Here is a 26262-nt window from a genome sequence, read left to right on the forward strand (position 1 = left end):
AGATACAGTCCCACCTCGCGGCCGCGCCGCGGCGCCCCCGACAGGCGGGGGGGGGCGCGGGCCCCCGCCCCCCCCCCCGCCCCGCGCCCGCCCCCCCCCCCCCCCACAGCTCCCCGGCCGTGCCGCCCGGCGCGGCCAGCAGGGCCCGCACGCGCGGGCCGAAGTCCGCCGGCGCGGCGGGGAGCCGCTCGGCGACGGCCAGGGCGCCCTTCTCGTTCAGGCACCAGCGGCGGTCGTGGGCGTGGAGCGCCTGCACCAGGACCCCGAACGCCCGGGACAGGCACAGCGACACGTACAGGCCGTCCGCGCGGGCCGCGCCCTTCGCGGCGACGTCGAGCAGGAACCCCGCCTCCCACGCCGCGGCCGTCAGGGCCGCGCGCAGCGGCTCGGGGTAGTCGGCGGTCCGCCGCTTCAGTTCCGCCAGCCTGCCCGTCGGGTCGGCCAGCACCTGCCCGCAGGCCACCTCGCCGGCGTAGCAGGGCGACCAGAACCCCAGCGGGTGGCCGGGCTGCACGCCCACCTCGTAGCGGCCCACGCGGCAGTCCGCCCACACCCGTTCGACGCGGTCCAGGTCGCGCAGGATCCAGTCCACGGCGACCCCGTCGACCCGCAGCCACGCACCGCCGTTCACCCACGGTCCCCACCCGCCCGGTCCGGCCACCTCCACCCCGGGCCCGGCGAGCGCCCGCAGCGCCGCCAGGTCGAGGCCGTCGCCCCGGTAGTACACCCCGAGGTCCCAGTCCGACGCCGGACCGTGCTCGCCCCTTGCCCGGCTTCCCCCGAGCATCACTCCCACCACGCCCGGTACCGCGGTCAGTTGCCCGGCCATGTCCTCGATGATCGCCCGCATGGAAGGAGTCTGACAGACCGTCCGGAGCGGGCCCCGGGGCGGCCGGGGAGGTGCACCCACTCCCCGCCACCCTCAACCTACAACGCACGGGGGGACTTGCCGCAAGGCCCCGGTCGTGCCGCAGAATCACCGACTCGAAGCCAGGACCAGGGATATATGGGAGAGTCACGACGTGCGAGTGGTGTTGTCGACGTACGGGTCGCGCGGGGATGTCGAGCCGCTGGCCGGGCTGGCGGTGCACCTGCGCGCGCTCGGTGCGCGGGTGCGGGTGTGCGCGCCGCCGGACGAGGAGTTCGCGGCCCGGCTGGCCGAGGCGGGTGTGGAGGTGGTGCCGGTCGGGCAGTCGGTGCGCTCACTGGTGACCGGGTCGCGCCCGGCGCCGACGGACTTCCCCCGGCGGGCCGCCGCGCTGGTCGAGCAGTTCCACGAGGCGGTCCTCGTGGCGGCCGAACCCGGCGGCGCGGTGGTGGCGACCGGACTGTTCCCGGCCGTCGCCGGCGCGCAGGCGGCAGCCGAGAAGCTGGGCGCGCACTTCGCGTACGTCGCCCTGCAGCCGACCATGCTGCCCTCCCCGCACCACCCGCCGTTCGAGTACCCGATGCGGCCCTACCCGGCGGAGGTGACCGACAACCGGGAGCTGTGGGCGCTGAACGTCGAGGCCATGAACGCGCTGTTCGGCGAAGCGGTCAACGGCCACCGGGCGGCCGTCGGGCTGCCGGTGGCCGAGAACGTCCGCGACCACGTCTTCACCGACCGGCCGTGGCTGGCCACCGACCCGACCCTCGGCCCCTGGCTGCTCCCGGCCGACCGCGAGGTCGTGCACACCGGCGCGTGGATCCTGCCGGACGACCGCCCGTTGCCCGCCGACCTGGAGGCCTTCCTGACGGCCGGTGAGGCACCGGTGTACGTCGGCTTCGGCAGCATGCCGCTGCACGACGCGGCGGCCACCGCCCGGGCGGCCGTCGACGCCGTCCGCGCACAGGGCCGCCGGGTCCTGCTCGGACGCGGCTGGGCCCGGCTGGCCGAGGCCGACGGCGCGGCCGACTGCTTCGCCGTCGACGAGGTCAACCAGCAGGCGCTGTTCCCCCGGGTCGCCGCCGTCGTCCACCACGGCGGCGCGGGCACCACCACCACGGCCGCCCGGGCCGGCGTGCCCCAGGTCCTGGTGCCGCAGATCGTCGACCAGCCGTACTGGGCCGGCCGGGTCGCCGCGTTGGGCATCGGCGTCGCCCACGACGGCCCGACCCCGACGGCCGACTCCCTGTCCGCCGCCCTCCGGCAGGCCCTGACGCCCGGCATCGCCGAGCGGGCCGCGGCCGTCGCGGGCGGGATCCGTGACGACGGGGCGGCGGTGGCGGCGAAGCTGCTGCTGGAGGCCGCCGCCGGCTGACGGCCACCGGTGGACCACCGCGGGAGTGGGACGTCGGTCCTGCCGACTTCCCACTCCCGAAGGCTCGCTGCCGGACTGCTACCGGCCCGCCGGTCCCGCCGTCGTCCGGTCCCCGCGAGGCACCCCGCGAGGCATTCTGCGCAGCACGCCGTGAGGCACGCCGCGCCGGTCGTCGCGAAGGGCCGCGCGCAGGGCGAGGTGGGCCAGCCAGGCCAGCCCGAGGGCGAAGGGCGCGGCGGTGTCCTCGGGCGGGCCCGGGACCGCGGTGCAGACCGCGGTGACCAGCAGCGGCACCCACGGCCGGAGCAGCAGGTGCCGGGCGAGCGCGCTCCCCGCCTGCGGAACGAGCCCCGCCGCGAACGGGATGAGCAGCCCGGCCACCGCGAGCGGGACGGTGGGACCGCCGTGCTTCACCGCCTCGAACCCCGCGAAGGCGAGCAGGAAGAGCCCCAGCGAGCCCCACCCCCACCGGCCCGCCACCGTCCTCGTCGACACCGCGACCGCATCCGCGTCCGCGCCGGAACCCGCATCCCCCTGAACCGTCATCCGTCCAGGAGACCACGCGGAAGGGCTCGCACGCCGGGCGCCCCGAGGATCCGGTCACCGGGCCCGGCGGTCAAGGGACCTGCCCGGTCACGAAGTCGGCCCGGTCAGGAAGCCGACCCGGTGACGAAACCCGGCCCGGTCAGGAAGCCGGCTCGGTCAGGAACTTGGCGTCGCGGTCCTGCAGCCGGTTGCCGGCCTTGTCGTAGAACTCCCAGGACGTCGCCCGTACGGTCCCCGGGCGCGCCACCACCATGCGGCGGGTGGGGGAGTCCCCGACGGTGACGGCCTCGGGCTCGGTGCTCGTGCCGTTCGCCCAGTGCACCACCACCCGGCCGACGTCGGGGCCCAGGGAGATGACGACCACGTCCACCGGGGGCACGATGCCGTCCTTGCTGCTGCGGCCGAACAGGCCGCCGCTGAAGTCGGCCGCGCTGCGCGGGTCCAGTCGGCCCGGGGCCGGGGTGTCACCCGCCGAGTCGTGGCCGAGGCGGACCCCGTCCACGACGAAGTACGTGTCGATGACATCCGAGTCGGCCTGCCAGTACTGGGCGACGTACTCCGGGGTCGGCTTGGCGATGTTCGAGTCGAAGGGAGCGCGCTCCTGCCACACCGCCAGCGCCTGCTCGTACGCCCGGTCCTTCGGCGCCAGCGGCCAGAGCGCCTGCCAGATCTCCCAGGTCTTGCCGTTGGCGACGCCCTGCCCCAGCCGCACCCGGACCGGGGTGAACGGGTCGCGCGCCCCGGGGGCGGCGGTGGTCGCCGGAGCGGCGGCCGGTCCGACGGCGACCGGACCGCTGCCGGCGGCGACGGCGGCGCCCGTGGCCGCCGGGTCCGGGCGCAGCTGGGTCAGCGCCCCGCCCGACAGGGCCACCACCGAGGCCAGCGCCACCGCGCCGACCACCGTGCGGCGGCGGTTCCGCAGCCGGCGGCCGCCCGCCACGATGTCCGCGACCGGCGCCGGACCGACCTTCGCGCCGGCCGCCGCCTCCGCGAGGCCGAGCCCGACCCACAGGTCCTTGTCGCCGTCCACGTGCGCGCTCATACCGTTCCTCCGATGTGTGTCGTGTCCTTGAGTCCCACCAGTTCGGTGACCTGCCGCAGCCGCGCGATGCCCTTCGCCGCGTGGCTGCGCACCGCACCCGCCGAGCAGCCCATGGCCGCCGCGGTCTGGCTGTCGCTCAGGTCCTCCCAGTGCCGCAGCACCACGGCCTCCCGCTGGCGCGGCGGCAGGGTGGCGAGCGCGGCCAGCAGCGCCCCGCGCTGGTCGGACCGGGCGTACCCGTCCTCCACCGCCGCGGCGTCCGGCACCGTGTCCACCAGCAGCTCCGGCGGCCGGCGCCGCCAGCGGCGGGCGTGCTGGTTGACCAGGATCCGCCGCACGTAGGCGTACGGATCGTCCGCGCGGCGGACCTTCGACCAGGCCGCGCAGGCCTTCTCCGCTGCGGACTGCACGAGGTCCTCCGCCGCGTACTGCTCCCCGGCCAGCAGGTACGCCGTTCGCACCAGACGTGGCCAGACCGCGACGACGAACGCCTGGAACTCCTCGTCCCGCCCGCTCTTCGTGTCTCCCATGAGCACCTCCTCACCCGCTCAGAGCCCGTGCGCGGCCGGAAGCGCTTACTTCCGTCCCGGGTTCGTTCATCCGGTGCTACGGCCGGGCGGGCCGCCGGGGCTCGGTGAGGTGCGGCGGGAACGGCGGACCGCGCCGGGAGGGGGTGAGGTGCGGCGGGCCGGTGAACCGCGGTGCGCCCGAAATCGCTTGGCGATCGCGGAAGGGGCCGTTAGCATCCGCCGAATGATCATTTCTCATGACGTGGCGGGCAGCGGACCCGCCGTGGTGCTGCTGCACTCCTCGGTGTGCGACCGGCGGATGTGGGACGCGCAGTGGCAGCGGCTGGCCGACGCCGGGTACCGGGTGGTGCGGGGCGACTTCCGAGGGTTCGGCGAATCGCCGCTCGCGCAGGCGCCGTACAGCGACGCCGGTGACGTGCTGGCCCTGCTGGACCACCTGGGCATCGGGTCCGCGACGCTGGTCGGCGCCTCGCACGGCGGGCGGATCGCCCTGACGGTGGCCGGGCTGCGACCGGCGGCGGTGACCGCGCTGGCCCTGCTCGCACCGGGCATGCCCGGGCACCTGCCCAGTGAGGAACTGCGGGCCTTCGGCGGGCGCGAGGACGAGCTGATCGAGGCCGGTGACATCGACGGGGCGGTCGAGCTCAACGTCGAGACCTGGCTGGGGCCGGAGGCGGACGAGGCAACCCGCGCAAGCGTGCGGCGGATGCAGCGGCACGCCTTCGACGTGCAGGCGGACGCCACGGTCGGCCCGGACCGGGAGGAGGTCGACCTCGCGCTGATCACGGCCCCGACCCTGGTCGTCGGCGGCGCCCACGACGTGCCGGACTTCCGGGGGATCGCGGCGCACCTGCCGACCGTCCTGCCGAACGCCCGGCACCTGGAACTGCCGTGGGCCGGCCACCTGCCGAACCTGGAGCGGCCGGAGGAGACGACGGCGCTGCTGCTGGACTTCCTGCGGGAGACGGCGCAGGTCTAGCGGGCGGGGCGTGGGGCGGCGGCCGGGACCGGCGCCCCGGGCCCGGTCACGGCGGAGCGGGGTCGCGGGGCCGCGGGCGCGCGCGGAGCGGGGTCGCGGGGCCGCGGGCGCGCGCGGAGGGGTGCGGGCCCGGCGACTATCGGCCACGGCGGCGAAACCCGGGACTCGAACGTGTGTCGGGCGCCATCATGGCCGGGTGCACTTCATCTCGGAGATCAGCTCGGACGGCGTCTCGCAGCGCGGTTTCACGGTCGACGGCGTGCCCGGTGTGCTGTGGCAGCCGGAGGGGCCGCCGCTCGGCGGCCGGCCGCTGGTGCTGCTCGGGCACGGTGGTGGCGGCGACAAGTTGGGCATGGCGGAGCGGGCCCGGCGGTGCGCCGCGCGGTACGGCTTCGCGGCGGTGGCGCTGGACGCCCCGGGGCACGGGGAGCGGCCGCGCAGTGCGCAGGACGAGCGGTTCGTCACGGAGATCGGGGAGTTGCTGGCCGCGCGGCGGCCGATCAGCGCCTGGGTGGCGCGGCACACGGCGGCCCTCGCGGAGCGGGCGGTGCCGGAGTGGGTAGCGGTGCTGGACGCGCTCGGCGGGGCGGGGGAGGGCTTCGGGCCGGTCGGGTTCTGGGGGTTGTCGCTGGGGAGCGTGGTCGGCATCCCGCTCGCGGCAGCCGAACCGCGGATCGCCGCCGCGGTGTTCGGGCTGACGGGGGCCGCCGCTCAGGTGGAGGCGGCGGGCCGGGTGGGTGTGCCGACGGAGTTCGTCCTGCAGTGGGACGACGAGCTGGTCCCGCGCGGGACGGCGCTGGCGCTGTTCGACGCGTTCGGCTCGCGGGAGAAGACGCTGCACGCCAATCCGGGCGGGCACCTGGAGGTGCCGGAGTTCCAGGTGGCGGCCTCGGAGCGGTTCCTGGTCCGGCACTTGGGAATCACCGAGTAAAACTTCGCAAAGAATTTCCCTCTTCAGCGACCTCACCGGCCGTCATTTCAACAAATTGTTGCAGCTCAGCGCCCTGATCGTCACGCTTCGTCGACTTGACGTAGCTCCCCGTGCGCATTCTGGTTCGCAATCCGTCGGAGTACGGTTCCGGAGGAATCGCCGGGGGTTGCTTCCGAATCCACCGGCCGTACCGGGAATTGGTGCGAAGCATGGGTCAGGGCAAGGGTGGGGAGGGCGCGGTCGGGGCGGCTCGTCCGGCATCCGGCGGGACGGCATCCGTCGGGACGGCATCCGTTGGGACGGAATCCGTCGGGACGGCGTCCGTCAGGGTGGTCGCGGAAGTCCTGCGCGGTGTCGCACAGGTCGACTTCATGCCGTCCGTCGTCTGCGGACTCCTCTTCGTTGCCGCACTGTTCGCGGCCGGCCCGCCGTACGGGCTCTACGGTCTGCTCGGCAGCGCCGTCTCCACCGCCGTCGCGTACGCGCTGGGGCTCGACCGGAGTGCGGTCGGGGCGGGGCTGCACGGGTACAACGGGTGCCTGGTGGCGCTGGGTTGCGCGGTCCTCCTCGGGGCCGGGCAGCCGGCCACGGTCGTGCTGGCGGTGCTCGGATCGGCCGCCGCCGTGGTGGCCACGGCGGGGCTCGGGGCGGTCCTGTCGACGTGGCGGATCCCGGCGCTGACCGCGCCGTTCTGCCTGGTCGCGACGGCCGTCACGGCCGCCGCCCCCGGATTCCGGCGGCTGTGGCACGGCTCCGGGACGTCCGGTGCCCTGCCCGTGGCGGCGGGCGGGGAGAGCGGACCGGGCTGGGGCGAACTCTGGCGCGGGTTCTTCGCGAACATCGGCCAGGTCTTCTTCATGCCCCAGTGGTACGTCGGCCTGCTGTTCCTGGCCGGCCTGTTCGCCGCGAGCAGCCTGGCGGGCCTGATGGCCTGCGCGGGCAGCGCCACCGGACTGCTCGCCGCCTGGGGGCTGGGCGCGCCCGCCGACGCCGTCGGGCAGGGGCTGCTCGGCTACAGCGGCGTCCTGGTGGCGCTCGCGCTGTGCGGCGTGTTCGTCGCCCCCAGCGGCTGGAGCGCGGCCTACGCCCTGCTGGGCGCGGCCGTGGCGACGGTCCTGACCCCGGCGCTCGCCGCGATCTGCGCGCCCTTCGGCGGCCACGCCTTCACCTGGCCGTTCGTGCTGACCACGATGCTGTTCCTGGCGGCCGTGCCGGCCGTTCCCCGTCTGCGCCGGGTCTGATTCTCCGTCCAACTCCCCTGCATTTCATCGGATCCTCGGAAAGGAAGAGTGATTCCCGTGAATCTCTCGCCGCGTGAGATGGACAAGCTGTACATCTACGTCGTGGCCGACCTGGCCCGCAAACGCCGCGACCGAGGCGTCAAACTGAACTACAGCGAGGCCTGCGCACTGATCAGCGAGGCCATCATGGAAGGCGCCCGGGACGGCCGCACCGTCGCCGAGTGCATGGAGATCGGCAAACACGTCGTCGGCAACGCGGACGTCATGCCCGGCGTGCGCGAGATGCTGCCGCTGCTCCAGGTCGAGGCCGCGTTCCTGGACGGCACCAAACTCGTCTCCTGCCACGACCCGGTGGGTGCCTGAACCATGGCACGACCGCAGCCCGCCACCGTGGTGCTGGCCGGCGGCCACGAGAGCCACGGCGGACGGGACCTGGCCGCGCTGGTGGCGGCCGACCCCGCCGTGCACGCCGCCGCCCCCGCCGGACGCCCCCTCACCGAGGCGGTGCGGTCGGCGCTGGCCGACGGCGAAGGTCCGGTGTGCGTCGTGCCGATGACGCTCGGCCGCGACCCCCGGCTGGTGGCCGACGCCGCCCGGGCCCTGCGCTGGCTCGCCGCCGGGGAGGGCCGCGGCCGGCTCGCCCTGACCGCGCCCTTCGCCGCCGCCGAGCACCTGGTCGGCTGGCTGCGCGCCGCGGCCGGCCCCGCCCCCGACGGCGCGCTGCTGGTCACCGCCCCGGCGGCCGGCCCCTTCGAGGACGCCGAGCTGTTCCGGATCGCCCGGCTGGTCCGCCAGTACGGGCGGCACCGCTGGGTGGAAGTCGCCTTCGAGGGCGGCGACCCCGACCCGGTCGAGGGAGCCGAACGCTGCCGCCTGCTCGGAGCCCGCGAGGTGACGGCCGTTCCGGCCTCCTTCGGCCCGGCCCCGCACCCGGCACCGTCCGGGGCCCGCGACGGCGGTCCGCTGCTGCGGCCGGCCGCGCTCGCCGGCGTGGTCGCCGCCCGGACGGCGGCGGCGCTGCACCTGCTCGGGCACGGGGAGGACGGCATCGCGGCCGGCCTCGACGCGGAGCACGGGCACGGCTACGCCCACACCCACGCCCACACCCACGCCCATGGCCACATCCACGGGCCGGGCGAGGCACACCACCACGGCCACCCGCACCCCCACCAAGCCCACCAGCACCACCCCCACGCACCCGCACCCACCCCCCACTGAACCGGCAGAGAGGAAGGCCAGCCATGTCTGGTGGCGCCGCGTACCTGTACGGCGACGACCCGGTGGAGATCAACGCCGGCCGCGCCAAGGTCACCGTCACGGTCAGCAACACCGGCGACCGGGCGATCCAGATCGGTTCCCACTACCACTTCTTCGAGGCCAACCGCGCCCTCGACTTCGACCGCAACGCCGCCTTCGGCAAGCACCTGGACATCCCGGCCGGCACCGCCGTCCGCTTCGAGCCGGGCGACACCAAGGACGTCACGCTCGCCGAGTTCGGCGGCCACCGCCGCCTGGTCGGCTTCAGTAACCTGGTCGACGGCGGCACCACCGCGCCCGCCACCCGGGCCCGGGCCATCGACCGGGCGATCGCCCTCGGCTTCAAGGGCACCAACCTCGACCTCAAGGAAGACCGGCCCCGGGACTTCCCCACCGAGATCCACCAGGAAGGCGTCCGCTGATGGCCATCCTCTCCCGCAAGCAGTACACCGACCTGTTCGGCCCCACCGTCGGCGACCGCTTCCACCTCGCCGACACCAACCTGGTGGTCGAGGTCGAACGGGACTTCAACCAGGGCCACTACGGCGACGAGGCCGTCTACGGCGGCGGCAAGGGCATCCGCGACGGCATGGCGCAGGACCCGGCCGCGACCTCCGCCCAGGGCGCGCTCGACCTGGTCATCACCAACGTGGTCGTGCTGGACCCGGTGCTCGGCGTCGTCAAGGGCGACATCGGCATCAAGGACGGATTCATCACCGCCGTCGGCAAGGCCGGCAACCCGCACACCCAGAGCGGCGTGCACCCGCGGCTGGTGATCGGCCCCGGCACCGAGGTGATCTCCGGCGAGCACCTGATCGCCACCACCGGCGGCATCGACACCCACATCCACTTCATCGCCCCGCAGCAGGTGCAGGAGGCGCTCAGCAACGGCATCACCACCCTCATCGGCGGCGGCACCGGCCCGTCCGACGGCACCAACGGCACCACCTGCACCCCCGGCCCGTGGAACATCGGCCGGATGTACCAGGCCGTCGAGGACCTCCCGGTCAACGTCGGGCTGCTCGGCAAGGGCAACGGCTCGCTGCCCGGCGCGCTGCGCGAGCAGGTCGAGGCGGGCGTGTGCGGCCTCAAGGTGCACGAGGACTGGGGCAGCACCCCGGCCGCGATCGACAGCGCGCTGGGCGTCGCCGACGAGTACGACGTCCAAGTGGCCATCCACACGGACACCCTCAACGAGTCCGGCTACTTCGAGGACACCCTGTCCGCGATCGACGGCCGCACCATCCACACCTTCCACACCGAGGGCGCGGGCGGCGGCCACGCCCCCGACATCATGCGGATCGCCGGCGAGCCCAACGTCCTGCCGTCCTCCACCAACCCGACACTGCCCTACACCGTCAACTCGGTCGACGAACTGCTCGACATGGTGATGGTCTGCCACCACCTCAGCCACGACATCCCCGAGGACGTCTCCTTCGCCGACTCCCGGGTCCGCGCCGAGACCATCGCCGCCGAGACCGTCCTGCACGACGAGGGCGTCATCTCGATCTTCTCCTCCGACTCGCAGGCGATGGGCCGGATCGGCGAGACCTTCACCCGCGCCTTCCAGACCGCCCACCACTGCAAGGACCAGCGCGGCAAACTGGCCGGCGACAGCGAACGCCACGACAACGTCCGGGTGCTGCGCTACCTCGCGAAGCTCACCATCAACCCGGCCGTCGCCTCCGGCACCGCGGACCACATCGGCTCGCTGGAGCCCGGCAAGCTCGCCGACATCGTGCTCTGGCCGATCAACTCCTTCGCCGCCAAGCCCAAGATGGTGATCAAGGGCGGGGTGATCAACTGGGCGCTGATGGGCGACCCGAACGCCTCGCTGCCCACGCCCCAACCGGTCTACTACCGGCCGATGTTCGGCGCGTACGGACGGGCCAGGCAGGCCACCCGGGTCTCCTTCATGTCACAGGCCGCGGTCGACCTCGGCGTCCCGGAGCGGCTCGGGCTGGACAGCCGGGTCCTCCCGGTGCGGCGGTGCCGGTCGGTCGGCAAGCAGCACATGGTGCGCAACGACGCGCTGCCGAAGATCGCGGTCGACCCGGAGACGTACAAGGTCACCCTGGACGGCGAGCCCGCGACCATCGAGCCGGCCCGTGAACTGCCGCTCAACCACCTGTTCTACCTCGCGTGAGCGCGGCCTCCCCGGCGGACGGCACGCCTCGCGCGAGCGCGGCCTCCCGGGCGGACGGACCCGTCCGTGTCGGTGGGTCCGCCCCCACCGCCCCGGGCGCGGGCAGCGCCGCCGAGGACCGGCTGGACGCCCTGCTGGTCTGCCTCCAACTCACCGACTCCGCCTTCCCCAGCGGCTTCTACACCCTGTCGCACGGCCTGGAGGGCTACGCCCAGGCCAGGGCCGTCACCCCCGACACCCTCCCCGACCTGCTCGCCGACCTGCTGCGGCACGGCGTCGGACCGTCGGACGCCACCGCGCTCGCGCTGGCCCACCGCGCCGCCTCGGCGGGCGACTGGGACCTGCTCGCCGAGACCGACCAGCGGCTGCACGCCACCAAGCTCAACCGTGAGCTACGCCTGGCCGCCACCCGGACCGGACGCCAACTCCTGGACATCGCCCGGGAGTCGGTCGGCGGAGAACCGCTGGAGCGGTACGCGGCACTGGTCGCGGACAAGCGCGCCCCCGGCTGCCAGGCGGTGGCCGCCGGGGTGGCCTACGCCGCGGCCCGCGTCCCCGTCGAACAGGCCGTCACCGGCGATCTGTTCGCGTTCTGCACCAGCTTCGTCGGCGCGGCGCTGCGCCTGCGGCTGACCGACCACCGCCGGGCGCAGGTGGTGCTACGGGCTGCCGCGCCGGTCATCCGGGAGGTCGTGGCGGCCGCGCTGGAAAGGGAATCGGCCGACCTCGGCGGCTGCGTGCCCGTCGCCGACGCGATGTCCGGACGGCACGAACGGGCCGAGGCCCGGCTGTTCGCGACCTGAACCCGCGGCTCCGTGCCTCACACAGCACCTTCGAGCCGGCAATTTCGCACCAGAGGAGGAGAGTTGACCGAGAACGTGCTCCGCGTGGGCATCGGCGGACCGGTGGGCTCCGGCAAGACGGCGCTGATCGAGGCGCTCGTCCCGGTACTGATCGCGCGCGGCCACCGCCCCGCGGTCATCACCAACGACATCTACACCCAGGAGGACGCCCAGCACGTGCGCCGCGCCCTGGCCGGAGTGCTGGACCCGGAGCGGGTCGTCGGCGTGGAGACCGGCGCCTGCCCGCACACCGCCGTCCGGGACGACCCGACGATGAACCTCGCGGCCGGGGCCGAACTCCTGGAACGCTTCCCGGACGTCGACACCCTGCTGTTCGAGTCCGGCGGCGACAACCTCACACTGACCTTCAGCCCCGTGCTGGTCGACCTGTTCCTCTTCGTCCTCGACACCGCCGAGGGCGAGAAGATGCCCCGCAAGCGCGGCCCGGGCATCACCGAGTCGGAGCTGCTGGTCATCAACAAGATCGACATCGCCCAGTACGTCCGCACCGACCTCGGCATCATGGAGTCCGACGCCCGCCGGGTGCGCGAGGGCGGCCCGGTCGCCCTCACCAACTGCCTGACGGGGGAGGGGCTGGAGGAGATCGCGGCGTTCCTGGAGACCTTCCGGAAGGTGCCCGCGTGACCGTGACCGCGACCGCGGCCGAGGAGGACCCCGTACCACCGGCGGTGCCCCGGCTCGACCCCCGGCACTACGAGCCGGCCCGCGTCCCGCACGAGGTCCGCCGCCACGCCGGGACGCCCGACACCCTCGCGGTCGGGCGCCCCGGCAAGGTCGGACTGCTGGAACTCGCCTTCGAGCGGATCGGCGGACGCACCGAACTCACCGGCCACTACCAGAAGTCGCCGCTGCAGATCATGCGCCCGCTGTACTACGACCCGGCCCGCCCCGACCTCGCCGTCACCTTCCTGCTGTCCACCGGCGGCGGCATCCTGCAGGCCGACCGGCTGCGGACGGACGTGCGCTGCGGCGCCGGCACGGCCGTCCACCTCACCACCCAGGCGGCCACCAAGGTCTACCGGATGGAGCACGACTACGCGACGCAGCTCGTCCACCTGACGGCAGGCCCCGGCGCCTACGTCGAGTACCTGCCCGAGCCGGTGATCCCCTTCGTCGACTCCCGCCTCTACCAGCGCACCGTGCTGACCGTCGACCCGGACGCCACCGTGCTGGCGAGCGAGACCGTCCTGGCCGGCCGCCTCGCCCGGGGCGAGCGCAACGCCTACCGGGTGTTCGCCTCGGACCTCGACGTGCGCCGCCCGGACGGCAGCCCGGTGGCCCTGGACGCGGTGCGGCTGGAGCCGTCGCGAGGGCGCGCCGGCGGCAGTGGAGTCGCCGGCGCAGGCAGCGGCGTGACCGGTCCGGCCGTCCTCGCCGGGCACGACGTGATGTCCAGCCTCTACGTCCTGAGCCCGCTCGCCCCGCCCGGACGGGTCGCGGACGCCCTGCACGAGGCCCTGGCCGACTGCGGCCTGCTGTACGGCGTCAGCGTGCTCCCCCGGGACAGCGGCGCCTGGCTGCGCCTGCTCGGCTCCGACACCCGCGCCTGCGCGGCCGCGCTGCGGTCCGCCTGGGACGCGGTGCGCCGGCTGCTCATCGGTGCGCCGGCGCCGGAACTCCGCAAGACCTGAGGCCCGGCCGACTCCGCAGGACCTGAGGCCCGGCCGGGGCCGGGTTCGGCGGTCGGGGTTCGGGGTTCGGCTCAGGCGTCGGCAGGGTGGTCGGCCTGGGTGTCGACCCGGAGGTCGGCGGCGGCCGTGGTGGTCGCGGATGCCTGTCCGTGGGCTCAGGTGGAGGCGGCGAGGCGGGTGACGGCTTCGAGGCATTCCCGGGCGGTGGCGCGGACGTACGCCTCCGGGTCCGAGGCGGCCGCGTGCTCCAGAGCGGCGGAGGTCCCGGGGTGGTCCGGCCACTGCCAGGCCAGCATGGTCAGCGCCTGGCCGCGGACGTTCCGGCCGGGGTCGCCCGACGCCCGGGCGAGGACGAGGGCCTCGGCGTCGTCCGGGGCGAGCACCGCGTAGTGGCTGAGCGCCGCGGCGCGGACGGTGGCGTCGGAGTCGGCGGTGGCGCGGTCGAGCAGGACCGGGAGCGTCTCGTGGTGCGAACCCCGGTACCGGGCCAGGAGGTCCAGGGCCGTCAGCCGCAGCCCGGAGTTCTCCGAACCCGTCGCGGTCCGGGTGAGCAGCAGCACGGTCCCGGGGCCGTCGGAGTCCAGCCGGGCGAGCCCCTCCAGGGCGCGGCGGCGGGTGCTGGGGCTGCGGTCGTGCAGGGCTCGATCGCGCAGCACCGGCAGGACGGCCGGGGCGTCGGTCCGCCAGCGCGCCAGTTCGCGGACCGCGGCCTCCCGCACGTTGTTCTGCACGTCGCCGACGGCCCGGTCGAGGAACAGCGGAAGGACGCCGGGGTGCCGCGTCCAGGACTCCGCGAGGGACTGGAGGGCGTCGCACCGGACGGAACCCGTCCGGCCGTTGGCGGCGAGGTCCATCAGGACCTCGGGGTCACCCGGTTCCCTCGGGCGGAACGCCTCGACCGGGACGTCCGCCGGCCGGTGGTTCTCCAGGGCGCTGCCGGAGAACAGCGGCCGGGCCGCGGCCGCCTCGATCTCCGGCAGCAGGGGCCTGACGTCCGGGTGGTCGGGCCACCCCTCGGCCAGTTCGACCAGCACCTTGTGCCGGAGCGAGGTGGTGGACCGTTCGGCGGCCAGGGCCAGCAGTGAGGGCACGATGTCGGGGTGGTCGGCCCACCGGCGGGCCAGCGCGGTGACGGCGGAACCCTTGTTGTTCGGGGAGGTGAAGGCGGCGAGGGCGAGGGAACGTCCGATGACGGTGTGGCAGGTGACCGCCGCCGTGATCTTCACACTGGTCGACGAGGTGAACTGGCCCCGGAGGTGGAACCACCGGAGGTAGCGGTCGCGCCCGGTCCAGGAGGGAACCGCACTGAGGGCGGACAGCGCGGCGAGGAGCGCGTCCACCCGGAACGCGAAGGAGGTGTACTCCGCGAGGAAGCCGGTGAGGTCGTCGACCGCCCGGTCGCTCTGCGCACGCAGCAGCCCGATCTTCCGCACCTCGGCCAACGACCGGATCGCCAGGACCAGCGAGGACTCGTCGCGCCGGTCCAGCAGGTGGTCGATCACCGCGGCCGCGTCCGGCTCGCTCAGCTGGTTGACGACGAGCAGCAGCACCTCGTGCCACGCCGGATCGTCCGCCCGGCGCGCGAAGACCTCCTCGATCAGGCCCTGCGGCGTCCACTCCCGTCGCACCGTGTACCGGTGGACGACGTCCTCCGCCGCCAGGTGCTCCAGGAACGCCCGGTGCACGAAGCCGTACACCTCGCCGCCGTAGCGGGCCAGGATGAAGTTGCGCTCGCGCAACTCGTCCCTGAGGGCCCGGGCGGCGGCCAGGCACTGGTGCGGCGGCAGGCCGAACTGGGTGAAGTACTCCTGGAACACCGCCTCCAGCTCCGCCGCGTGGATGTGGTTCCCGGCGATGCCGCCGGTGCCCTCCTGCATGCGGCGGGCCAGGAGGCGCAGCAGCTCCATGCGCTCGCGGTCGTCGAGGAGCTCGATCGCCTCGGCGGCACCGGACTTCAGCGGGGTGCTCAGGTGCTTGGTGTCGCGGTCCCAGTGGGCGACCAGGACCCGCACCGCGTGCTCGTAGACGCCCCGCCGGTCCCGGGGCAGCGTCCGCCGCCGCCCGATGATGGCGAGGATCGTCAACAGCAGTGGATTCCCGGCGAGTTCGCGGATCGGGCGGGAGGCGTTCACCGCGCCGGTGATGCGGTCGACCAGGCGGGCCGCGAGCTCCGGGTCCGCCGGGCAGGAGATCGCGTACCAGCGGCGGGCGAAGTCGGCGATCCGGCCGGGATCCAGGTCCTGCAGCATGAAGTGGGTGAAGCCGGCGCCGCCGAGGGCCGCGCGCTGGTAGCCGATGACCCGCGAGGTGACGACGACGCGCACCCGGTCGTACCGGGCCGCGAAGGCGGCGATCCGCTCGGCCGCGGCGGCGCGGACCCCCGGGTCGAAGAGCTCGTCCAGTCCGTCGAAGACGATGACGACCCGCCCCTCGTCGAGGAGACGGCGCAACTCCGGCCCGGGGAGCGACATCCCGGCGACGCGGTGACGGTGGTCGAGGAAGTCCTCGAACGTGCGCTCGCGCCACAGCCCCTCGGCGTACTGGCGCAGTTCGACCACCAGGGGCACCAGCCCGTCCAGCGGGGCGAGCGGCCCGGCGCCGTCCTGGGAGAGCGTGAGGGCCAGGTAGCGGGCGAGCGTCGACTTGCCCGAACCGGGGTCGCCGAGCAGGACGACCCGTTGGCCGCGCGGCCCGGTCAGGGCGGCGAACGCGTCCTCGGTCGGGCGGTCCAGGTAGTCGTCACGCAGCTGTTCGAGCGCCGACCGGCCCAGCCCGGGCGGGAGTTCCTCGCCGGTGAACTCCCGGTCCGCCAGCAGCCGTCGGTACAGCTCGCGGGGCAGCTCCACCGGCGGCGGGTCCTCCCGGACCTGCGGGGTGACGAACACCTCGCGGAGCTCGACCACCGGGTGCTCGCCCTGATCGGAGAGCGGGGTGAGCACCTCCAGGTCCAGGCGCCCGTACGTCTCCCGCACCCGGCGCGCGTACGCGGCGCAGGCGGCCACCACCGAACCGGCGGTGACCGGAGGCCCGTCCGCGCAGGTCAGGTTGATCGTTCCGGCCTGGAGGACGTGGCCCGCGATCGTGTCCACGGTGACCCGGTTGACCGCCGAAACCTCTGGATCCCCACCCATGCCGCCTAGGCTAGCCGCTCCACGAACTTCCGCTGCCACGGCGTCTCGACGGCGTGCCGGCTGTAGTGCTCGCGCACGTACGCGACCGCCTCGGCGGCCGGGACGCCGTCCAACACCGCGATGCAGGCGAGGGCGGTGCCGGTGCGGCCGCGCCCGCCGGCGCAGGCGAGTTCGACGCGTTCGGCGGCGGAACGCTCCCAGGCCTCGCGGAAGGCGTCGGCCGCGTCCGCGCGGTCGCTCGGCAGCCGGAAGTCGGGCCAGCGGACCCAGCGCCGCTCCCACGGGAGGCCCTGCGGCGGGCGGCCCAGCAGGTAGAGGCCGAAGTCGGGCCGCGGCCCCGGCGGCAGCGGGCGGCTCAGGCCGCGGCCGCGCAGCAGGCGGCCGGAGGGCAGCCGCAGGAGGCCGGGGGTGTCGGCGGGCCAGGTGGCCGGTGGGGGGACCGGGCCGGTCGGGGTGCTCGGGACGGCGGGGCCGGTCGGGGTCTTCGGGACGGCAGGGCCGGTCGGGCCGGTCGGGTCGGTCATGGAACCATTCTGTGGGCGGAGCGGGCCGGAGCGGCCCCGCCCGGTACGGGCAGCCCGGGCTCAGGACGCCACGTGCAGGCCCGTCCTCCTGCCGGGGAGCCCGGCGCGGTGGGCCAGGGCGGCCGCCTCGCCGCGCGAGGCCACGCCCAGCTTCGCCAGGATGTTGGCGACGTGGAACTTCACCGTCGACTCACTGATGTGCAGTGCGGCGGCGATCTCGCGGTTGCGGCGGCCCTGGGCGAGCTGGTCGAGCACCTCCGACTCCCTCGGCTGGAGACCGTCCACGGGATCGGTGGTGGGGCCGGGGGCCGGTTCGGGGAGGGAGAGCGGCAGGTCGACCGTCACCGTGGTGCCCCAGCCGGGAACGGCCTCGACGGTGCAGCGGCCGCCGAGGGCCGCGATGCGGTCGTCGGTGCGGTGGACGGCGAGGGCGTCGACGGCCAGCACGCCCAGGCCGTCGCCGCGGACCACCGCCCGCAGGGCGTCCTCCGGGGTGAACTGCCAGCTGACGTGCAGCCGGGTCGGCTTCTCCTGCTCCAGCATCAGCAGGACGGCCGCCCGGACGGCCTCCCGGGCGGTGCGTGCGGCATCGGCCGGCACCGAGCGGGCCGCCCCGGCCGGCGGCGCCGCGTCCAGCCGCACCCGGGTGTGCCGCAGCAGCGGGCGCAGCTCCCGGGCGAGCCGGGCGAAGGCGGCGTCGGCGGGTTCCTCGCTGAGCGTGCGGTCCAGATCGGCGCCCCGGCGCAGGTCGAGCAGGGCGGTGACGGCCAGTTCGGTGGCGCTGCGGCGCGCGGTCGCGTCGTCCAGGTCGGCCGAGCGCAACGGCGCCAGGACCGCGCTGAGCGCCGCACTGTGCGTGCCGGTGAACTCGGCGATCGCCCGGGCGCGGGCGGTGGCGGAGGCACGGGAGACCGCCGCGTGCTTGGGCCCGGCGTCGGTGGCGCGGTGGTCGGAATGGGCGATGACCAGCTCCCACAGGTGCTGCAGGACGGCGAGTGCCCCCGGCGGCACGGGGGTGGTGTCGGCCCGGACGAGCACCAGGACGGCGCCGCCGGCGTGGCCCGGTGCGGCGGCGGTGTCCGATTCGTCGTCACCCTGCGCACCGCCCGAGGCCGCCGAGACGACGACCACCGGCCGGGTGCGGCCCGCGAGTTCGGCCTCGCCCTGCCAGGGGCGGCCGACCCAGGTGGTCGCGGTGGTGCGCTCGGCCAGCCGGGACAGCTCCAGGCTGCTGACCCCCTCGGTCAGCTCCGGCAGGCCGTGGGCGTGGGCGGGGGAGTGCGTGCAGACGCCGCTGAGCTGGGCGACCGCCACGTGCGGGACGAGCGTGCCGAGCATCCGGGAGAGACGGAGCAGGAGGTCGGGCCGCGGCGTGCGCAGCACCTCGACGGCCCGCGCCAGCGCGTCCTCCGGGCGGCCCCAGGACTCCCGCCAGGCCTCGTCCGTACCGCCCGCACCGTCCGCGCCGGTCGTCCTGCCCGCGCTGCCCGTGCCGCTCGTCCCGCGCACGCCGTCCACACGATCCATGGGGCCGAGCCTAGTCCGGTCGCGACCGGATCGACCTGGCCGTTCGGACGGGTCGAACCGGCCGAACGGCAGGGTCCCCGGTCATCGGGCCCGGACCAGGATGGGAACCGTCGCAAGAAGCAACTCCTCCGAACCCCAAGGACCTTCCATGACCAAGGCGATCGCCTTCCACGAGTACGGCGGCGCGGACGTGCTGCGCCCGATCGACATCGAGCTGCCCGCCCCCGGGCCCGGCCAGGTCCGGGTCGCGGTCCGCACGGTGGGCGTCAACCCGCTCGACCACAAGGTGCGCAGCGGCGCGATGGCCGGGCTCTTCCCGGTCGCCTTCCCGGCCGTGAACGGCTACGAGCTGGCCGGCGTGGTGGAGGCCCTCGGTGAGGGCGTGACCGGCTTCGCCCCCGGCGACGAGGTGTTCGGCGCCGTGATGGGCGGCGGCTACGCCGAACACGCGCTGGTGCCCGCCGCGATGCTGGCCCGCAAGCCGGCCTCGCTCGGCTGGGAGGAGGCGGCGGCGATCCCGGTGGCCGCCGAGACCGCCGAGCGGGCACTCGACGTCCTCGGCGTGCGGGCGGGCGAGACCCTGCTGGTGCACGGCGCGGCGGGCGGGGTCGGCACCGTGCTGCTGCAGTTCGCCCGGGCCCGCGGAATCACCGTGATCGGCACCGCGAGCGAGGCCAACCACGACCACCTGCGCGAACTCGGTGCGATCCCCGTGACGTACGGCGAGGGCCTGGCCGAGCGGGTGCGGGCAGCCGCCCCGGGCGGGGTGGACCGCGCGCTGGACGCGGCCGGGCAGGGCGGGGTGCTGCCGCTGTCCGTCGAGCTGACGGGCAGCGCGGACCGGGTCCTGACCATCGCCGACTTCGTGGGCGCGGAGCAGTACGGCGTCCGCTTCACCGGCGGCGCCGACGGCGTCGAGTTCCACCACCGGCGCGCCTACGCGGCCGCGATCGCCCTGCACGAGGCCGGCACCCTGCGGCTGCCGCTGCACCGGGTGTTCCCGCTGGCGGAGGCCGCCGAGGCGCAGCGGGTGAGTGAGCAGGGGCACCTGCGCGGCAAGATCGTCCTCACGGTCTGACGGCGGCGGCGCCGCCCGTACCCGGCACGCCGCACCAGGAACCCGGCACTCCGCACTCCGCCGTGCCGCCTGCCGCCTGCCGCACCGCCCACCGGCCGGACCGCTCACCGGGCGGACCGGGCGGGCGGCCGCGGTGGGCGGCGTCCGTCCCCTGCCGCGGCGTGTCCCGGGTGATGCGTGCCCGGTCGGTCTCCCCGGTCGGTCTCCCTGATCGGTCTCCCCGGGTGCGTCACCCGGCCGACGCGCCAAAGGGCGGGACGGTGACGGAAGCCCGAATTCCGCCCGTTCGGGTGGGTAGAGTCGCGCCCATGGTGGCGGAGAACGCGGCGGGAAGCCCCGCGACCGGTCGGCTGGCCGGTCGCTCCTGCGTGGTGACGGGTGCGGCGAGCGGCATCGGACGAGCCGTCGCCGAGCGGTTCGTCCTGGAGGGCGCGTCGGTGGTCGCCACCGACATCGACGCCGCGGGGCTGGACCGGTTGGCCGGGCAACTTCCCGGCGCCGTCAGTACGGTGGTCGGCGACGTGGCCGATGACGGGGACGCCCGCCGGATGATCGAGGCCGCCGTCGATCGGCACGGCCGCCTGGACGTCCTGGTCGCCAACGCCGGGGTGCTCCCCCTGATGGAGATCACCGAGGCCACCGCCGAGGACTGGGACCACGTGATGGCCGTGGACGGCCGCGGCATGTTCCTGACCTGCAAGTACGCGATCCAGGCGATGACCGCCCAGGAACGGCCCGGCGGTTCGGTCGTCTGCCTCTCCTCCATCTCCGGCGAGGCCGGCCAGCGCGGCCAAGCCGTCTACGGGCCCGCCAAGTTCGTCGCCTCCGGCCTCACCAAGCACCTCGCCGTCGAATGGGCCGGCCGCGGCATCCGGGTCAACGCCGTCGCCCCCGGCACCATCACCACCGAACGCGTCGCCCGGCTGCGCGACGAACCCGGCGGCCCCGAGTACCTCGCGGCGATCGAGAAGCTCCATCCGATGGGCCGCCTCGGCAACCCGGCCGAAGTCGCCGCCGCCGTCCTCTTCCTCGCCTCCGACGACGCCTCCTTCATCACCGGCGCCGTCCTCCCGGTCGACGGCGGCTACCTGGCGCAGTGACCCGCGGCGCGGCCGGTGCGGTGGTGGGCGGTGCGGTGGTGGGCGGTGCAGTGGCGGCCGGTGCAGTGGCGGCCGGTGCGGCCGTGCTGCCGACGCGGGGGCGGACGCACGGCGGAGCGGGTACCGAAAACCGGGTGCCCCGGTGCGGGGCGCCTCCCTACGCTCACCCCCATGGACGTCAACGAGCACCTGCTGAACGTGGTCGATGTCGAAGCCACGTGCTGGGACGGGCAGCCGCCGCCCGGTCAGGTCAGCGAGATCATCGAGATCGGGCTCACCGTCGTCGACCTGCGCGCGGGCGAACGCCTCGCCAAGCACCGGCTGCTGGTGCGCCCGGCCCGATCGAAGGTCAGCCCCTTCTGCACCGAGCTGACGGGGCTCACCCAGGCTGAGGTGGACGGCGGACTCTCCTTCGCCGAAGCCTGCCGGACGCTGGCGGCCCGGCACCGCACCGGCTCGACGCCCTGGGCCAGTTGGGGCGACTACGACCGCAACCAGTTCACCCGTCAGTGCCGGCAGACCGGCACGCCGTACCCCTTCGGCCACCGCCACACCAACGCGAAGGTCGTCTTCACCGCCTCCCACACCCTGCGCCGGCGCCCCGGAATGGCCCAGGCCCTGACGCTGGCGGGCCTGCCGTTGGAGGGCCGCCACCACCGGGGCGACGACGACGCGTGGAACATCGCGGCCCTGGTCCTGGACCTGGCGGCGCGCGGCGACTGGCCGCAGGCCCCGGGAGGCGAGGACGGCCCGGGCAGCGCGCACGGCCCGGCGGGCGTGGACCGTGCGGACGGCCCGGCGGGATGAGCGGGACCGAACCGCCGCTGCTCGCGGCCGTCCACCCCGCGCTGGTGTCGTTCCTGGAGGCGGAACTCGCCGCCCGGGGACAGCCCGTCCTGGCCCGGGCCGCGGCGGAGCTGCGCTTCCACGGCTGGTGCCGGTGCGCCCCGGCCTGCACCTACCTCCGAACGGCTCCGGCCGCCCGTGCCGACAACGCCTGGATCCACCTCGACGACGAGGCCCCCCGGGTGTGGCTGCAACTCGACCGGGACCGCACGTCGTTCGCCGGGATGGAGATCTGCGAGTTCGACCCCGGGCCCGCCACGGCCCTCGACCCCGACCGGCCCGCCGCGGTCGGCTGACCCCGACGGGAAGGCCCGCGAGCGGTGCAGCGCCGTCGGACGGCGCACCGACCGTCGAGGGGCCCGGGCCCGGACCGGGCGGGACACCCGATCTCCGGCCCGCTCGACGGTCCGTTCTCAGGCCGTCGGCGAGGGCAGCCCGGACGGCATCGTCACCTCGGACGCCGGCTGATCCGGGAACGACCCGGTGCTGTGACCGGGACGGTTCACCGTGACCGGAAGGCGGCTCGCGGGACGAGTGCACGCGACGGCTGGTATCACTGGGGTATGCAGGAAGAGATTGCACGCTCCGCGATCGACACGTTCATCTCCGCGTTCAACGCCTCGGACGACAGCTATGTGACTGCCCTGCTCTCCCAGGCCCTGACCTCGGACGTGGTCTTCTGGGGGCCGTTGGGTCGCAGTGAGGGCATCGCGGCGGTCGAGCGGTTCGTGCTGGACATCCGGCGCCACCCGGCGGGGAGCGGGACGATGACGCGCTGCTCGGCGGTGGACATGCCTGACGAGTGGGCCCGGTACCGGTGGGTCTTCACCACGCCGGGTGGAGGTCCCAGCCTGGCGGGAACGGACGTCGTCCATCTGCGGCGGAGCCTCATCGACCAGGTCATCGTCTTTGCGGGGGAGATCGAACCGTCCGCCTCCTGAGTCGTCCTGCTGCCGCGGTCCTTCTCCTGGACCTGCCCCTCCGGTGCTCGGGGGCTGCGGTTCGCGGTTGGTCAGGCCGCGGTGTCGAGGGGGCGTCCGCCCCAGCGGATGCCCTTCTCGCTGCGGACGCGGGCGCGTTCCTCGTGTCGGGCGGTGAGGACGTCAAGCCGGCGGGCGTTGGTCTCGCGCCCGGGGCCGGGCGGCTCCTGCCAGGTCCCGGTGCGCTGGAAGGTGGTGCCACGGCCCCGGGGCAGGCACCGTAAGGCCTCACGGCCGATGCGGCCGTGCACTTTCGCAGGCAGGCGGCGAGTCGGCGGATCGACCAGCGGGTGGAGGGCCGGCCGGGCCTGGTGGGGCGGGTGGTGGCCGTCCGGACGACGAAGTCCTCCACCGGGCCTCCGGCGATCGGATCGGACGTCGCCGCACACCCGACCGCTACGACCGCCGATCCGGTGCACCGCTGCGGTCACAGGACCGGACGGAGAGCAACTCGACCAGGGCCGACACGCCGTCGGGCCCGTGCCCCGCGTCGACCGCCCGCCGGGTGAGGGCGAGCGCGGCGTCCAGGACGGAGGAGTCCAGGCCGCGTGCCCGGGCGGTGTGCGCGACGTGTGTCAGGCCGGCTTCGGCGGAGGCCAGGCTGCTGCGGTCGCCCGGGTGGTGGCGCTCGTCCGCGCGCCGGGCGAAGTCGTCGATCAGCGGGGCCAGGATGCGCGGCAACCCTTGGGCGTACGGGGCGAGTTCGGCGCCGCTGATGCCCTCGGCGCGGGCGAGCGCCAGGGCGTGGACCCACCCGTGCACGCTGGTCCAGAACAGGTCCAGCAGGGCCGCGTCGTAGGCCGCCGCCCGCCCCGGGTCCGCGCCCACGTGACGCACGGTGCCCAGGGCCCGGAGCGTCTCCTCGTGCACGGCGAAGGTCTCGGGGTCGCCACTGAGCAGGACGGTGCCCTCGGGGCCGCCGATGGTCGGGGTGGGGGTGAGGACCGCGGCGTCGAGGAGGCGGAAGCCCCGGGCCTCGGCGTAGCGGGCATCGGCCCGGGCCTCGTCCGGCGCGATCGAGGTGGCGTTGACCACGGTCCGGCCGCGCAGGGCCGCCCCGGCGGCGTCCAGCACGGCCCGGGCGGCCGCGTGGTCGCGGACGCAGAGCAGGACGAGCGGGGCGTCCGCCACCGCCTCGGCGGCGCTCGCGGCCGACCGCGCGCCCAGGGCGAGCAGTTCGGCGTCCCGCCCCGGGGAGCGGTTCCACACGGTGGTCGGGTGACCGGCGGCCAGCAGCGCACCGGCCAGCGCCCGACCCATCGGGCCCAGGCCCAGGACGGCAACGGCGTGACGGGAAAAGGTGGTTGAGGAAGATCGTCGGTTCGGCACGGCGGTTACGCTAGACCTTCACGCCGACGGCAGAGTCAAGGCGGACGACCGACCACGTGAGGTGCCCGCGATGCGGATCGGAGAACTCGCCCGGCGGACCGGGGTCACCCCGCGCGCCCTGCGCTACTACGAGGAACAGGGCCTGCTCACCCCCGAGCGCCGACCCAGCGGCTACCGCGCGTACGACGAGGGGGACGTCGACGCCGTCCACGGCATCCGCACCCTCCTCGCGGCCGGCCTCAACAGCGCGGTGATCGCCGAGATCCTGCCGGGACTGCCGCCCCCGGGGCGCCGCCGCCCCGGTCCGACCTGCCCGGAACTGCGCGAGGGCCTGGCCCGGGAACGCGCCAGGATCACCCGGCAGATGGACGAACTCGCCGCGGCCCGCGCCCTGCTGGACACCATCATGGGCGCGGACGCGCCGAGCGAGGTGATCCTCGCGGCCCGGCCGGCCGCCGCGCGGTCCGCGGTGGGGTCCGCCTCGTCCTCGTCGGCCGGCCCCGGGGAGGCGACCGGCCGGAAACTCGATGGCGTGCGGTCCCGGGCCGTGCTGGAGTGAGCGGATGGATCATGACGAGGTGCTCGCCCTGTTCGACGAGCGTGTCCGGCGCAACGCGCAGTCCGACGGCCCCGGAGTCCGCGTCGAGCGCGACGGGGCGGTGGTGCGGCAGGTGGGCGGACCGGACGACTGGAACGGCGTGGTGTGGTCGGGCCTGGACGAGGCCGGGGCGGACGCGGCGATCGCCGGACAGGTGCGCCACTTCACCGCGCTGGGTCTGGAGTTCGAGTGGAAGGCCTACTCCCACGACCGCCCCGCCGACCTCGGGGACCGGCTGCGCGCGGCCGGGTTCACGCCCGAGCCGGACGAGGCGCTGATGATCGCCCGGATCGCCGACCTGCCCACCGAGGTCGTCGTCCCCGACGGCGTGCGGCTGCACCCCGTGACCGACCCGGCCGGGGTCGACCTCGTGGTGGAGGCCCACACGCAGGCCTTCGGCACGGACCTGCCGGGTCTGCGGCAGCGCCTGCTCGACCACCTCCGGCACGGCACCGACACCGTCAGCATGGTCGTGGCCCTGGCCGGCGACCGCCCGGTGTCCGCGGCCCGGATGGAACTGAACCCCGGCACCGGATTCGCCGGCCTGTGGGGCGGCGGCACCGCCCCCGACTGGCGCGGGCGGGGCATCTACCGCGCCCTCGTCGCGTACCGCGCGCGCCTCGCCGCCGACCTCGGCTACCACTACCTTCAGGTCGACGCCAGCGACGACAGTCGCCCCATCCTCCAACGCCTCGGCTTCGCCCGGCTGAGCACGACGACGCCGTACGTGTACCGGCCGTAGGGGCCGGTGCCCCGCCTCCCGCGCGCGGGGCGCCGGGCCCTTCGACGTTCCTGTGCCCCTGCCGATCGGCAGGGGCACAGGGGGTGTTGCCGGGCAGGTTGTGCCGTTCGGTACATGTGGGGGAGGGGCGACGGGGGGCATCGTCGAGGCATCACGAACGGGGGCCGTCGGGGCACCCGGGAAGGGAGCCGCAGCGTGTTCCTCCTTCGCCACGCCGCCGAACTCGGGATCGCTCTCGGGATCGCTGTCGGTGTCGGGCTCGCGGCCGGACTCGGAGTCGGGCTCGGTGTCGGGCTCGGAGTCGCGTCCGGGTGAGTGCCCGCCCGGCAGCGGTCAGACCCGGAACCGCACCTGACGGACGGCCGCCGGATCGGCCTCGCCCGCGAGGCGGCCCTGCCCGAAGCAGGTACTGTGCTGCACCCCGGTGTCGTGCGCGGCGGTCTGCGCCAGGGCGTACTGGAGTGGCACGCCGATCACCGCCACCGGCAGCAGCACGCAGAGCAGGGCGTGCCCCGCCCCGATCCGGAGCGCCTTGCGCCGGACGGCGACGACGAGTTGCCCACCGCCCCAGCACACCGCGGCGATGCCCAGCGCCAGTCCGGCCCAGGCGAGCGGCAGCACCGGCGCCGGGGCACCGGGGCTGTCGTGGCAGCGGCTCACGAGCCCCTGGATCGTGCCGTCCGCGAGGAGGGCCGGGACGCCGAACGCCCATCCGAGGCCGCCGAGCAGCAGCGGGCCGCCGGCCCGGAGCCGGAGCGGGGGGCGCTGTCCTTCACTCATACGACCGGTGCCAGTCCGGGGCGCCGCCGACGGGGTGCGGCTTCCGGCGCCCGCACTCCTGCCCGGCGCCGCCGTCGATCCGGGTGTCCGGATGCCGCAGCGCGTGCGCCGGCCATGGCAGCGCGTCCGTTCGGACGCGGAAGTGGTTCACCGCTCGTTCCCCCCTGACAGAACCCACCGAGGCCCCGTCCGGCAGGAAGAAGGCCGTGACCGCGCGGCAC

At 75.0% G+C, this 26262-nt stretch carries 28 protein-coding genes; 18 read left to right on the plus strand and 10 right to left on the minus strand.

Annotated elements, in window-relative coordinates; translation table 11 throughout:
* The coding region (locus ACFV0O_RS05040; protein WP_380336501.1) for a nucleotidyltransferase domain-containing protein at window positions 1-850 on the minus strand (850 nt) is incomplete at its 3' end.
* A 172-nt stretch (window positions 851-1022) separates the two neighbouring features.
* Between ACFV0O_RS05040 and ACFV0O_RS05045 the strand changes: the two genes are divergently transcribed.
* Window positions 1023-2240, plus strand: a complete 1218-nt coding sequence (locus ACFV0O_RS05045) for a glycosyltransferase (protein WP_380336502.1) — start codon at window positions 1023-1025, stop codon at window positions 2238-2240.
* Window positions 2241-2318: 78 nt separating this feature from the next.
* Here ACFV0O_RS05045 and ACFV0O_RS05050 read toward each other — a convergent pair whose 3' ends face one another.
* The 3 genes from ACFV0O_RS05050 to ACFV0O_RS05060 form a co-directional block, all read right to left on the minus strand.
* Entirely contained in the window at window positions 2319-2786 is a 468-nt protein-coding gene (locus ACFV0O_RS05050; protein ID WP_380336505.1) for a hypothetical protein, read from the minus strand.
* Window positions 2787-2925: 139 nt separating this feature from the next.
* The gene (locus ACFV0O_RS05055) at window positions 2926-3828 is read right to left on the minus strand and encodes a hypothetical protein (RefSeq protein ID WP_380336508.1); all 903 of its coding nucleotides are present in this window, start codon (window positions 3826-3828) and stop codon (window positions 2926-2928) included.
* Window positions 3825-4358: a SigE family RNA polymerase sigma factor gene (locus ACFV0O_RS05060; protein ID WP_380336510.1), complete on the minus strand. Its 534-nt coding sequence runs from the start codon at window positions 4356-4358 to the stop codon at window positions 3825-3827. Before ACFV0O_RS05060 ends, ACFV0O_RS05055 begins: the two co-directional genes overlap by 4 nt.
* A 223-nt stretch (window positions 4359-4581) precedes the next feature.
* Here ACFV0O_RS05060 and ACFV0O_RS05065 point away from each other — a divergent pair, with 223 nt between their 5' ends.
* From ACFV0O_RS05065 to ACFV0O_RS05110, 10 genes are all read left to right on the plus strand, one after another.
* Window positions 4582-5337: an alpha/beta fold hydrolase gene (locus ACFV0O_RS05065; RefSeq protein ID WP_380336512.1), complete on the plus strand. Its 756-nt coding sequence runs from the start codon at window positions 4582-4584 to the stop codon at window positions 5335-5337.
* 196 nt (window positions 5338-5533) lie between these two features.
* Window positions 5534-6268, plus strand: a complete 735-nt coding sequence (locus tag ACFV0O_RS05070) for an alpha/beta hydrolase (protein WP_380336514.1) — start codon at window positions 5534-5536, stop codon at window positions 6266-6268.
* A gap of 329 nt (window positions 6269-6597) precedes the next feature.
* Entirely contained in the window at window positions 6598-7509 is a 912-nt protein-coding gene (locus tag ACFV0O_RS05075; RefSeq protein ID WP_380336517.1) for an urea transporter, read from the plus strand.
* A gap of 57 nt (window positions 7510-7566) precedes the next feature.
* Window positions 7567-7872 (plus strand): urease subunit gamma, encoded by a 306-nt coding sequence (locus ACFV0O_RS05080; protein WP_360251049.1) that lies wholly within the window; start codon window positions 7567-7569, stop codon window positions 7870-7872.
* A gap of 3 nt (window positions 7873-7875) precedes the next feature.
* Window positions 7876-8727, plus strand: coding sequence for a cobalamin biosynthesis protein CbiX (locus ACFV0O_RS05085; RefSeq protein WP_380336520.1), 852 nt, complete (start codon window positions 7876-7878; stop codon window positions 8725-8727).
* A gap of 23 nt (window positions 8728-8750) precedes the next feature.
* Window positions 8751-9188, plus strand: coding sequence for an urease subunit beta (locus tag ACFV0O_RS05090; protein WP_380336523.1), 438 nt, complete (start codon window positions 8751-8753; stop codon window positions 9186-9188).
* Window positions 9188-10912, plus strand: a complete 1725-nt coding sequence (gene ureC, locus ACFV0O_RS05095) for an urease subunit alpha (RefSeq protein WP_380336525.1) — start codon at window positions 9188-9190, stop codon at window positions 10910-10912. The genes ACFV0O_RS05090 and ureC overlap by 1 nt, the downstream gene beginning before the upstream one ends.
* Window positions 10913-11034: 122 nt before the next feature.
* The gene (locus tag ACFV0O_RS05100) at window positions 11035-11715 is read left to right on the plus strand and encodes an urease accessory protein UreF (protein WP_380336695.1); all 681 of its coding nucleotides are present in this window, start codon (window positions 11035-11037) and stop codon (window positions 11713-11715) included.
* Between the two features lie 12 nt (window positions 11716-11727).
* A complete protein-coding gene (gene ureG, locus ACFV0O_RS05105) occupies window positions 11728-12399 on the plus strand; it encodes an urease accessory protein UreG (protein WP_380336528.1) in 672 nt (223 codons plus the stop codon).
* Window positions 12396-13406, plus strand: a complete 1011-nt coding sequence (locus ACFV0O_RS05110; protein WP_380336530.1) for an urease accessory protein UreD — start codon at window positions 12396-12398, stop codon at window positions 13404-13406. The genes ureG and ACFV0O_RS05110 overlap by 4 nt, the downstream gene beginning before the upstream one ends.
* Before the next feature lie 155 nt (window positions 13407-13561).
* On the opposite strand, the gene ACFV0O_RS05115 is transcribed toward ACFV0O_RS05110, so the two are convergent.
* The 3 genes from ACFV0O_RS05115 to ACFV0O_RS05125 are packed head-to-tail and all read right to left on the minus strand — an operon-like array spanning window position 13562 to window position 18588.
* Entirely contained in the window at window positions 13562-16537 is a 2976-nt protein-coding gene (locus ACFV0O_RS05115) for an NACHT domain-containing protein (RefSeq protein WP_380336531.1), read from the minus strand.
* A gap of 5 nt (window positions 16538-16542) precedes the next feature.
* Window positions 16543-17061, minus strand: coding sequence for a protein phosphatase (locus tag ACFV0O_RS05120; RefSeq protein ID WP_380336532.1), 519 nt, complete (start codon window positions 17059-17061; stop codon window positions 16543-16545).
* A 60-nt stretch (window positions 17062-17121) separates the two neighbouring features.
* A complete protein-coding gene (locus ACFV0O_RS05125; RefSeq protein WP_380336534.1) occupies window positions 17122-18588 on the minus strand; it encodes a LuxR C-terminal-related transcriptional regulator in 1467 nt (488 codons plus the stop codon).
* Between the two features lie 148 nt (window positions 18589-18736).
* Between ACFV0O_RS05125 and ACFV0O_RS05130 the strand changes: the two genes are divergently transcribed.
* The 5 genes from ACFV0O_RS05130 to ACFV0O_RS05150 all read left to right on the plus strand — a co-directional run bounded on the left by ACFV0O_RS05130 (window position 18737) and on the right by ACFV0O_RS05150 (window position 22553).
* Window positions 18737-19666, plus strand: a complete 930-nt coding sequence (locus tag ACFV0O_RS05130; RefSeq protein WP_380336535.1) for an NADP-dependent oxidoreductase — start codon at window positions 18737-18739, stop codon at window positions 19664-19666.
* 308 nt (window positions 19667-19974) lie between these two features.
* Entirely contained in the window at window positions 19975-20766 is a 792-nt protein-coding gene (locus ACFV0O_RS05135; RefSeq protein WP_380336538.1) for an SDR family NAD(P)-dependent oxidoreductase, read from the plus strand.
* Between the two features lie 171 nt (window positions 20767-20937).
* The gene (locus ACFV0O_RS05140; RefSeq protein ID WP_380336541.1) at window positions 20938-21573 is read left to right on the plus strand and encodes an exonuclease domain-containing protein; all 636 of its coding nucleotides are present in this window, start codon (window positions 20938-20940) and stop codon (window positions 21571-21573) included.
* Window positions 21570-21908: a hypothetical protein gene (locus ACFV0O_RS05145; RefSeq protein ID WP_380336543.1), complete on the plus strand. Its 339-nt coding sequence runs from the start codon at window positions 21570-21572 to the stop codon at window positions 21906-21908. The genes ACFV0O_RS05140 and ACFV0O_RS05145 overlap by 4 nt, the downstream gene beginning before the upstream one ends.
* 267 nt (window positions 21909-22175) lie before the next feature.
* Complete coding sequence (locus tag ACFV0O_RS05150) at window positions 22176-22553, plus strand: nuclear transport factor 2 family protein (RefSeq protein WP_380336546.1); 378 nt, start codon at window positions 22176-22178, stop codon at window positions 22551-22553.
* A 71-nt stretch (window positions 22554-22624) separates the two neighbouring features.
* Here ACFV0O_RS05150 and ACFV0O_RS05155 read toward each other — a convergent pair whose 3' ends face one another.
* Window positions 22625-22843, minus strand: coding sequence for a hypothetical protein (locus tag ACFV0O_RS05155; protein ID WP_380336548.1), 219 nt, complete (start codon window positions 22841-22843; stop codon window positions 22625-22627).
* A 145-nt stretch (window positions 22844-22988) separates the two neighbouring features.
* Window positions 22989-23921, minus strand: a complete 933-nt coding sequence (locus ACFV0O_RS05160; protein WP_380336549.1) for an NAD(P)-binding domain-containing protein — start codon at window positions 23919-23921, stop codon at window positions 22989-22991.
* Window positions 23922-23991: 70 nt separating this feature from the next.
* On the opposite strand from ACFV0O_RS05160, the gene ACFV0O_RS05165 reads away from it, so the two are divergent.
* Together ACFV0O_RS05165 and ACFV0O_RS05170 are read left to right on the plus strand one after the other, a co-directional pair.
* On the plus strand, window positions 23992-24480 hold the full coding sequence (locus ACFV0O_RS05165) for a MerR family transcriptional regulator (protein WP_380336552.1): 489 nt from the start codon (window positions 23992-23994) through the stop codon (window positions 24478-24480).
* A gap of 4 nt (window positions 24481-24484) precedes the next feature.
* Window positions 24485-25261, plus strand: coding sequence for a GNAT family N-acetyltransferase (locus ACFV0O_RS05170; protein WP_380336554.1), 777 nt, complete (start codon window positions 24485-24487; stop codon window positions 25259-25261).
* A gap of 333 nt (window positions 25262-25594) precedes the next feature.
* On the opposite strand, the gene ACFV0O_RS05175 is transcribed toward ACFV0O_RS05170, so the two are convergent.
* A complete protein-coding gene (locus ACFV0O_RS05175; RefSeq protein ID WP_380336556.1) occupies window positions 25595-26041 on the minus strand; it encodes a hypothetical protein in 447 nt (148 codons plus the stop codon).
* Between the last annotated feature and the right edge of the window lie 221 nt (window positions 26042-26262).

Origin of the sequence: Kitasatospora sp. NPDC059577 (genome assembly GCF_042735475.1) — a bacterium.
Classification (GTDB): domain Bacteria; phylum Actinomycetota; class Actinomycetes; order Streptomycetales; family Streptomycetaceae; genus Kitasatospora.

Bases quoted from the DNA above. Each gene is read 5' to 3' on its own strand.
- ACFV0O_RS05050 (WP_380336505.1), bottom strand. From the start codon at position 2,786: ATGACGGTTCAGGGGGATGCGGGTTCCGGCGCGGACGCGGATGCGGTC.
- ACFV0O_RS05055 (WP_380336508.1), bottom strand. From the start codon at position 3,828: ATGAGCGCGCACGTGGACGGCGACAAGGACCTGTGGGTCGGGCTCGGC.
- ACFV0O_RS05060 (WP_380336510.1), bottom strand. From the start codon at position 4,358: ATGGGAGACACGAAGAGCGGGCGGGACGAGGAGTTCCAGGCGTTCGTC.
- ACFV0O_RS05065 (WP_380336512.1), top strand. From the start codon at position 4,582: ATGATCATTTCTCATGACGTGGCGGGCAGCGGACCCGCCGTGGTGCTG.
- ACFV0O_RS05085 (WP_380336520.1), top strand. From the start codon at position 7,876: ATGGCACGACCGCAGCCCGCCACCGTGGTGCTGGCCGGCGGCCACGAG.
- ACFV0O_RS05090 (WP_380336523.1), top strand. From the start codon at position 8,751: ATGTCTGGTGGCGCCGCGTACCTGTACGGCGACGACCCGGTGGAGATC.
- ureC (WP_380336525.1), top strand. From the start codon at position 9,188: ATGGCCATCCTCTCCCGCAAGCAGTACACCGACCTGTTCGGCCCCACC.
- ACFV0O_RS05115 (WP_380336531.1), bottom strand. From the start codon at position 16,537: ATGGGTGGGGATCCAGAGGTTTCGGCGGTCAACCGGGTCACCGTGGAC.
- ACFV0O_RS05120 (WP_380336532.1), bottom strand. From the start codon at position 17,061: ATGACCGACCCGACCGGCCCGACCGGCCCTGCCGTCCCGAAGACCCCG.
- ACFV0O_RS05125 (WP_380336534.1), bottom strand. From the start codon at position 18,588: ATGGATCGTGTGGACGGCGTGCGCGGGACGAGCGGCACGGGCAGCGCG.
- ACFV0O_RS05130 (WP_380336535.1), top strand. From the start codon at position 18,737: ATGACCAAGGCGATCGCCTTCCACGAGTACGGCGGCGCGGACGTGCTG.
- ACFV0O_RS05135 (WP_380336538.1), top strand. From the start codon at position 19,975: ATGGTGGCGGAGAACGCGGCGGGAAGCCCCGCGACCGGTCGGCTGGCC.
- ACFV0O_RS05140 (WP_380336541.1), top strand. From the start codon at position 20,938: ATGGACGTCAACGAGCACCTGCTGAACGTGGTCGATGTCGAAGCCACG.
- ACFV0O_RS05145 (WP_380336543.1), top strand. From the start codon at position 21,570: ATGAGCGGGACCGAACCGCCGCTGCTCGCGGCCGTCCACCCCGCGCTG.
- ACFV0O_RS05150 (WP_380336546.1), top strand. From the start codon at position 22,176: ATGCAGGAAGAGATTGCACGCTCCGCGATCGACACGTTCATCTCCGCG.
- ACFV0O_RS05165 (WP_380336552.1), top strand. From the start codon at position 23,992: ATGCGGATCGGAGAACTCGCCCGGCGGACCGGGGTCACCCCGCGCGCC.
- ACFV0O_RS05170 (WP_380336554.1), top strand. From the start codon at position 24,485: ATGGATCATGACGAGGTGCTCGCCCTGTTCGACGAGCGTGTCCGGCGC.
- ACFV0O_RS05175 (WP_380336556.1), bottom strand. From the start codon at position 26,041: ATGAGTGAAGGACAGCGCCCCCCGCTCCGGCTCCGGGCCGGCGGCCCG.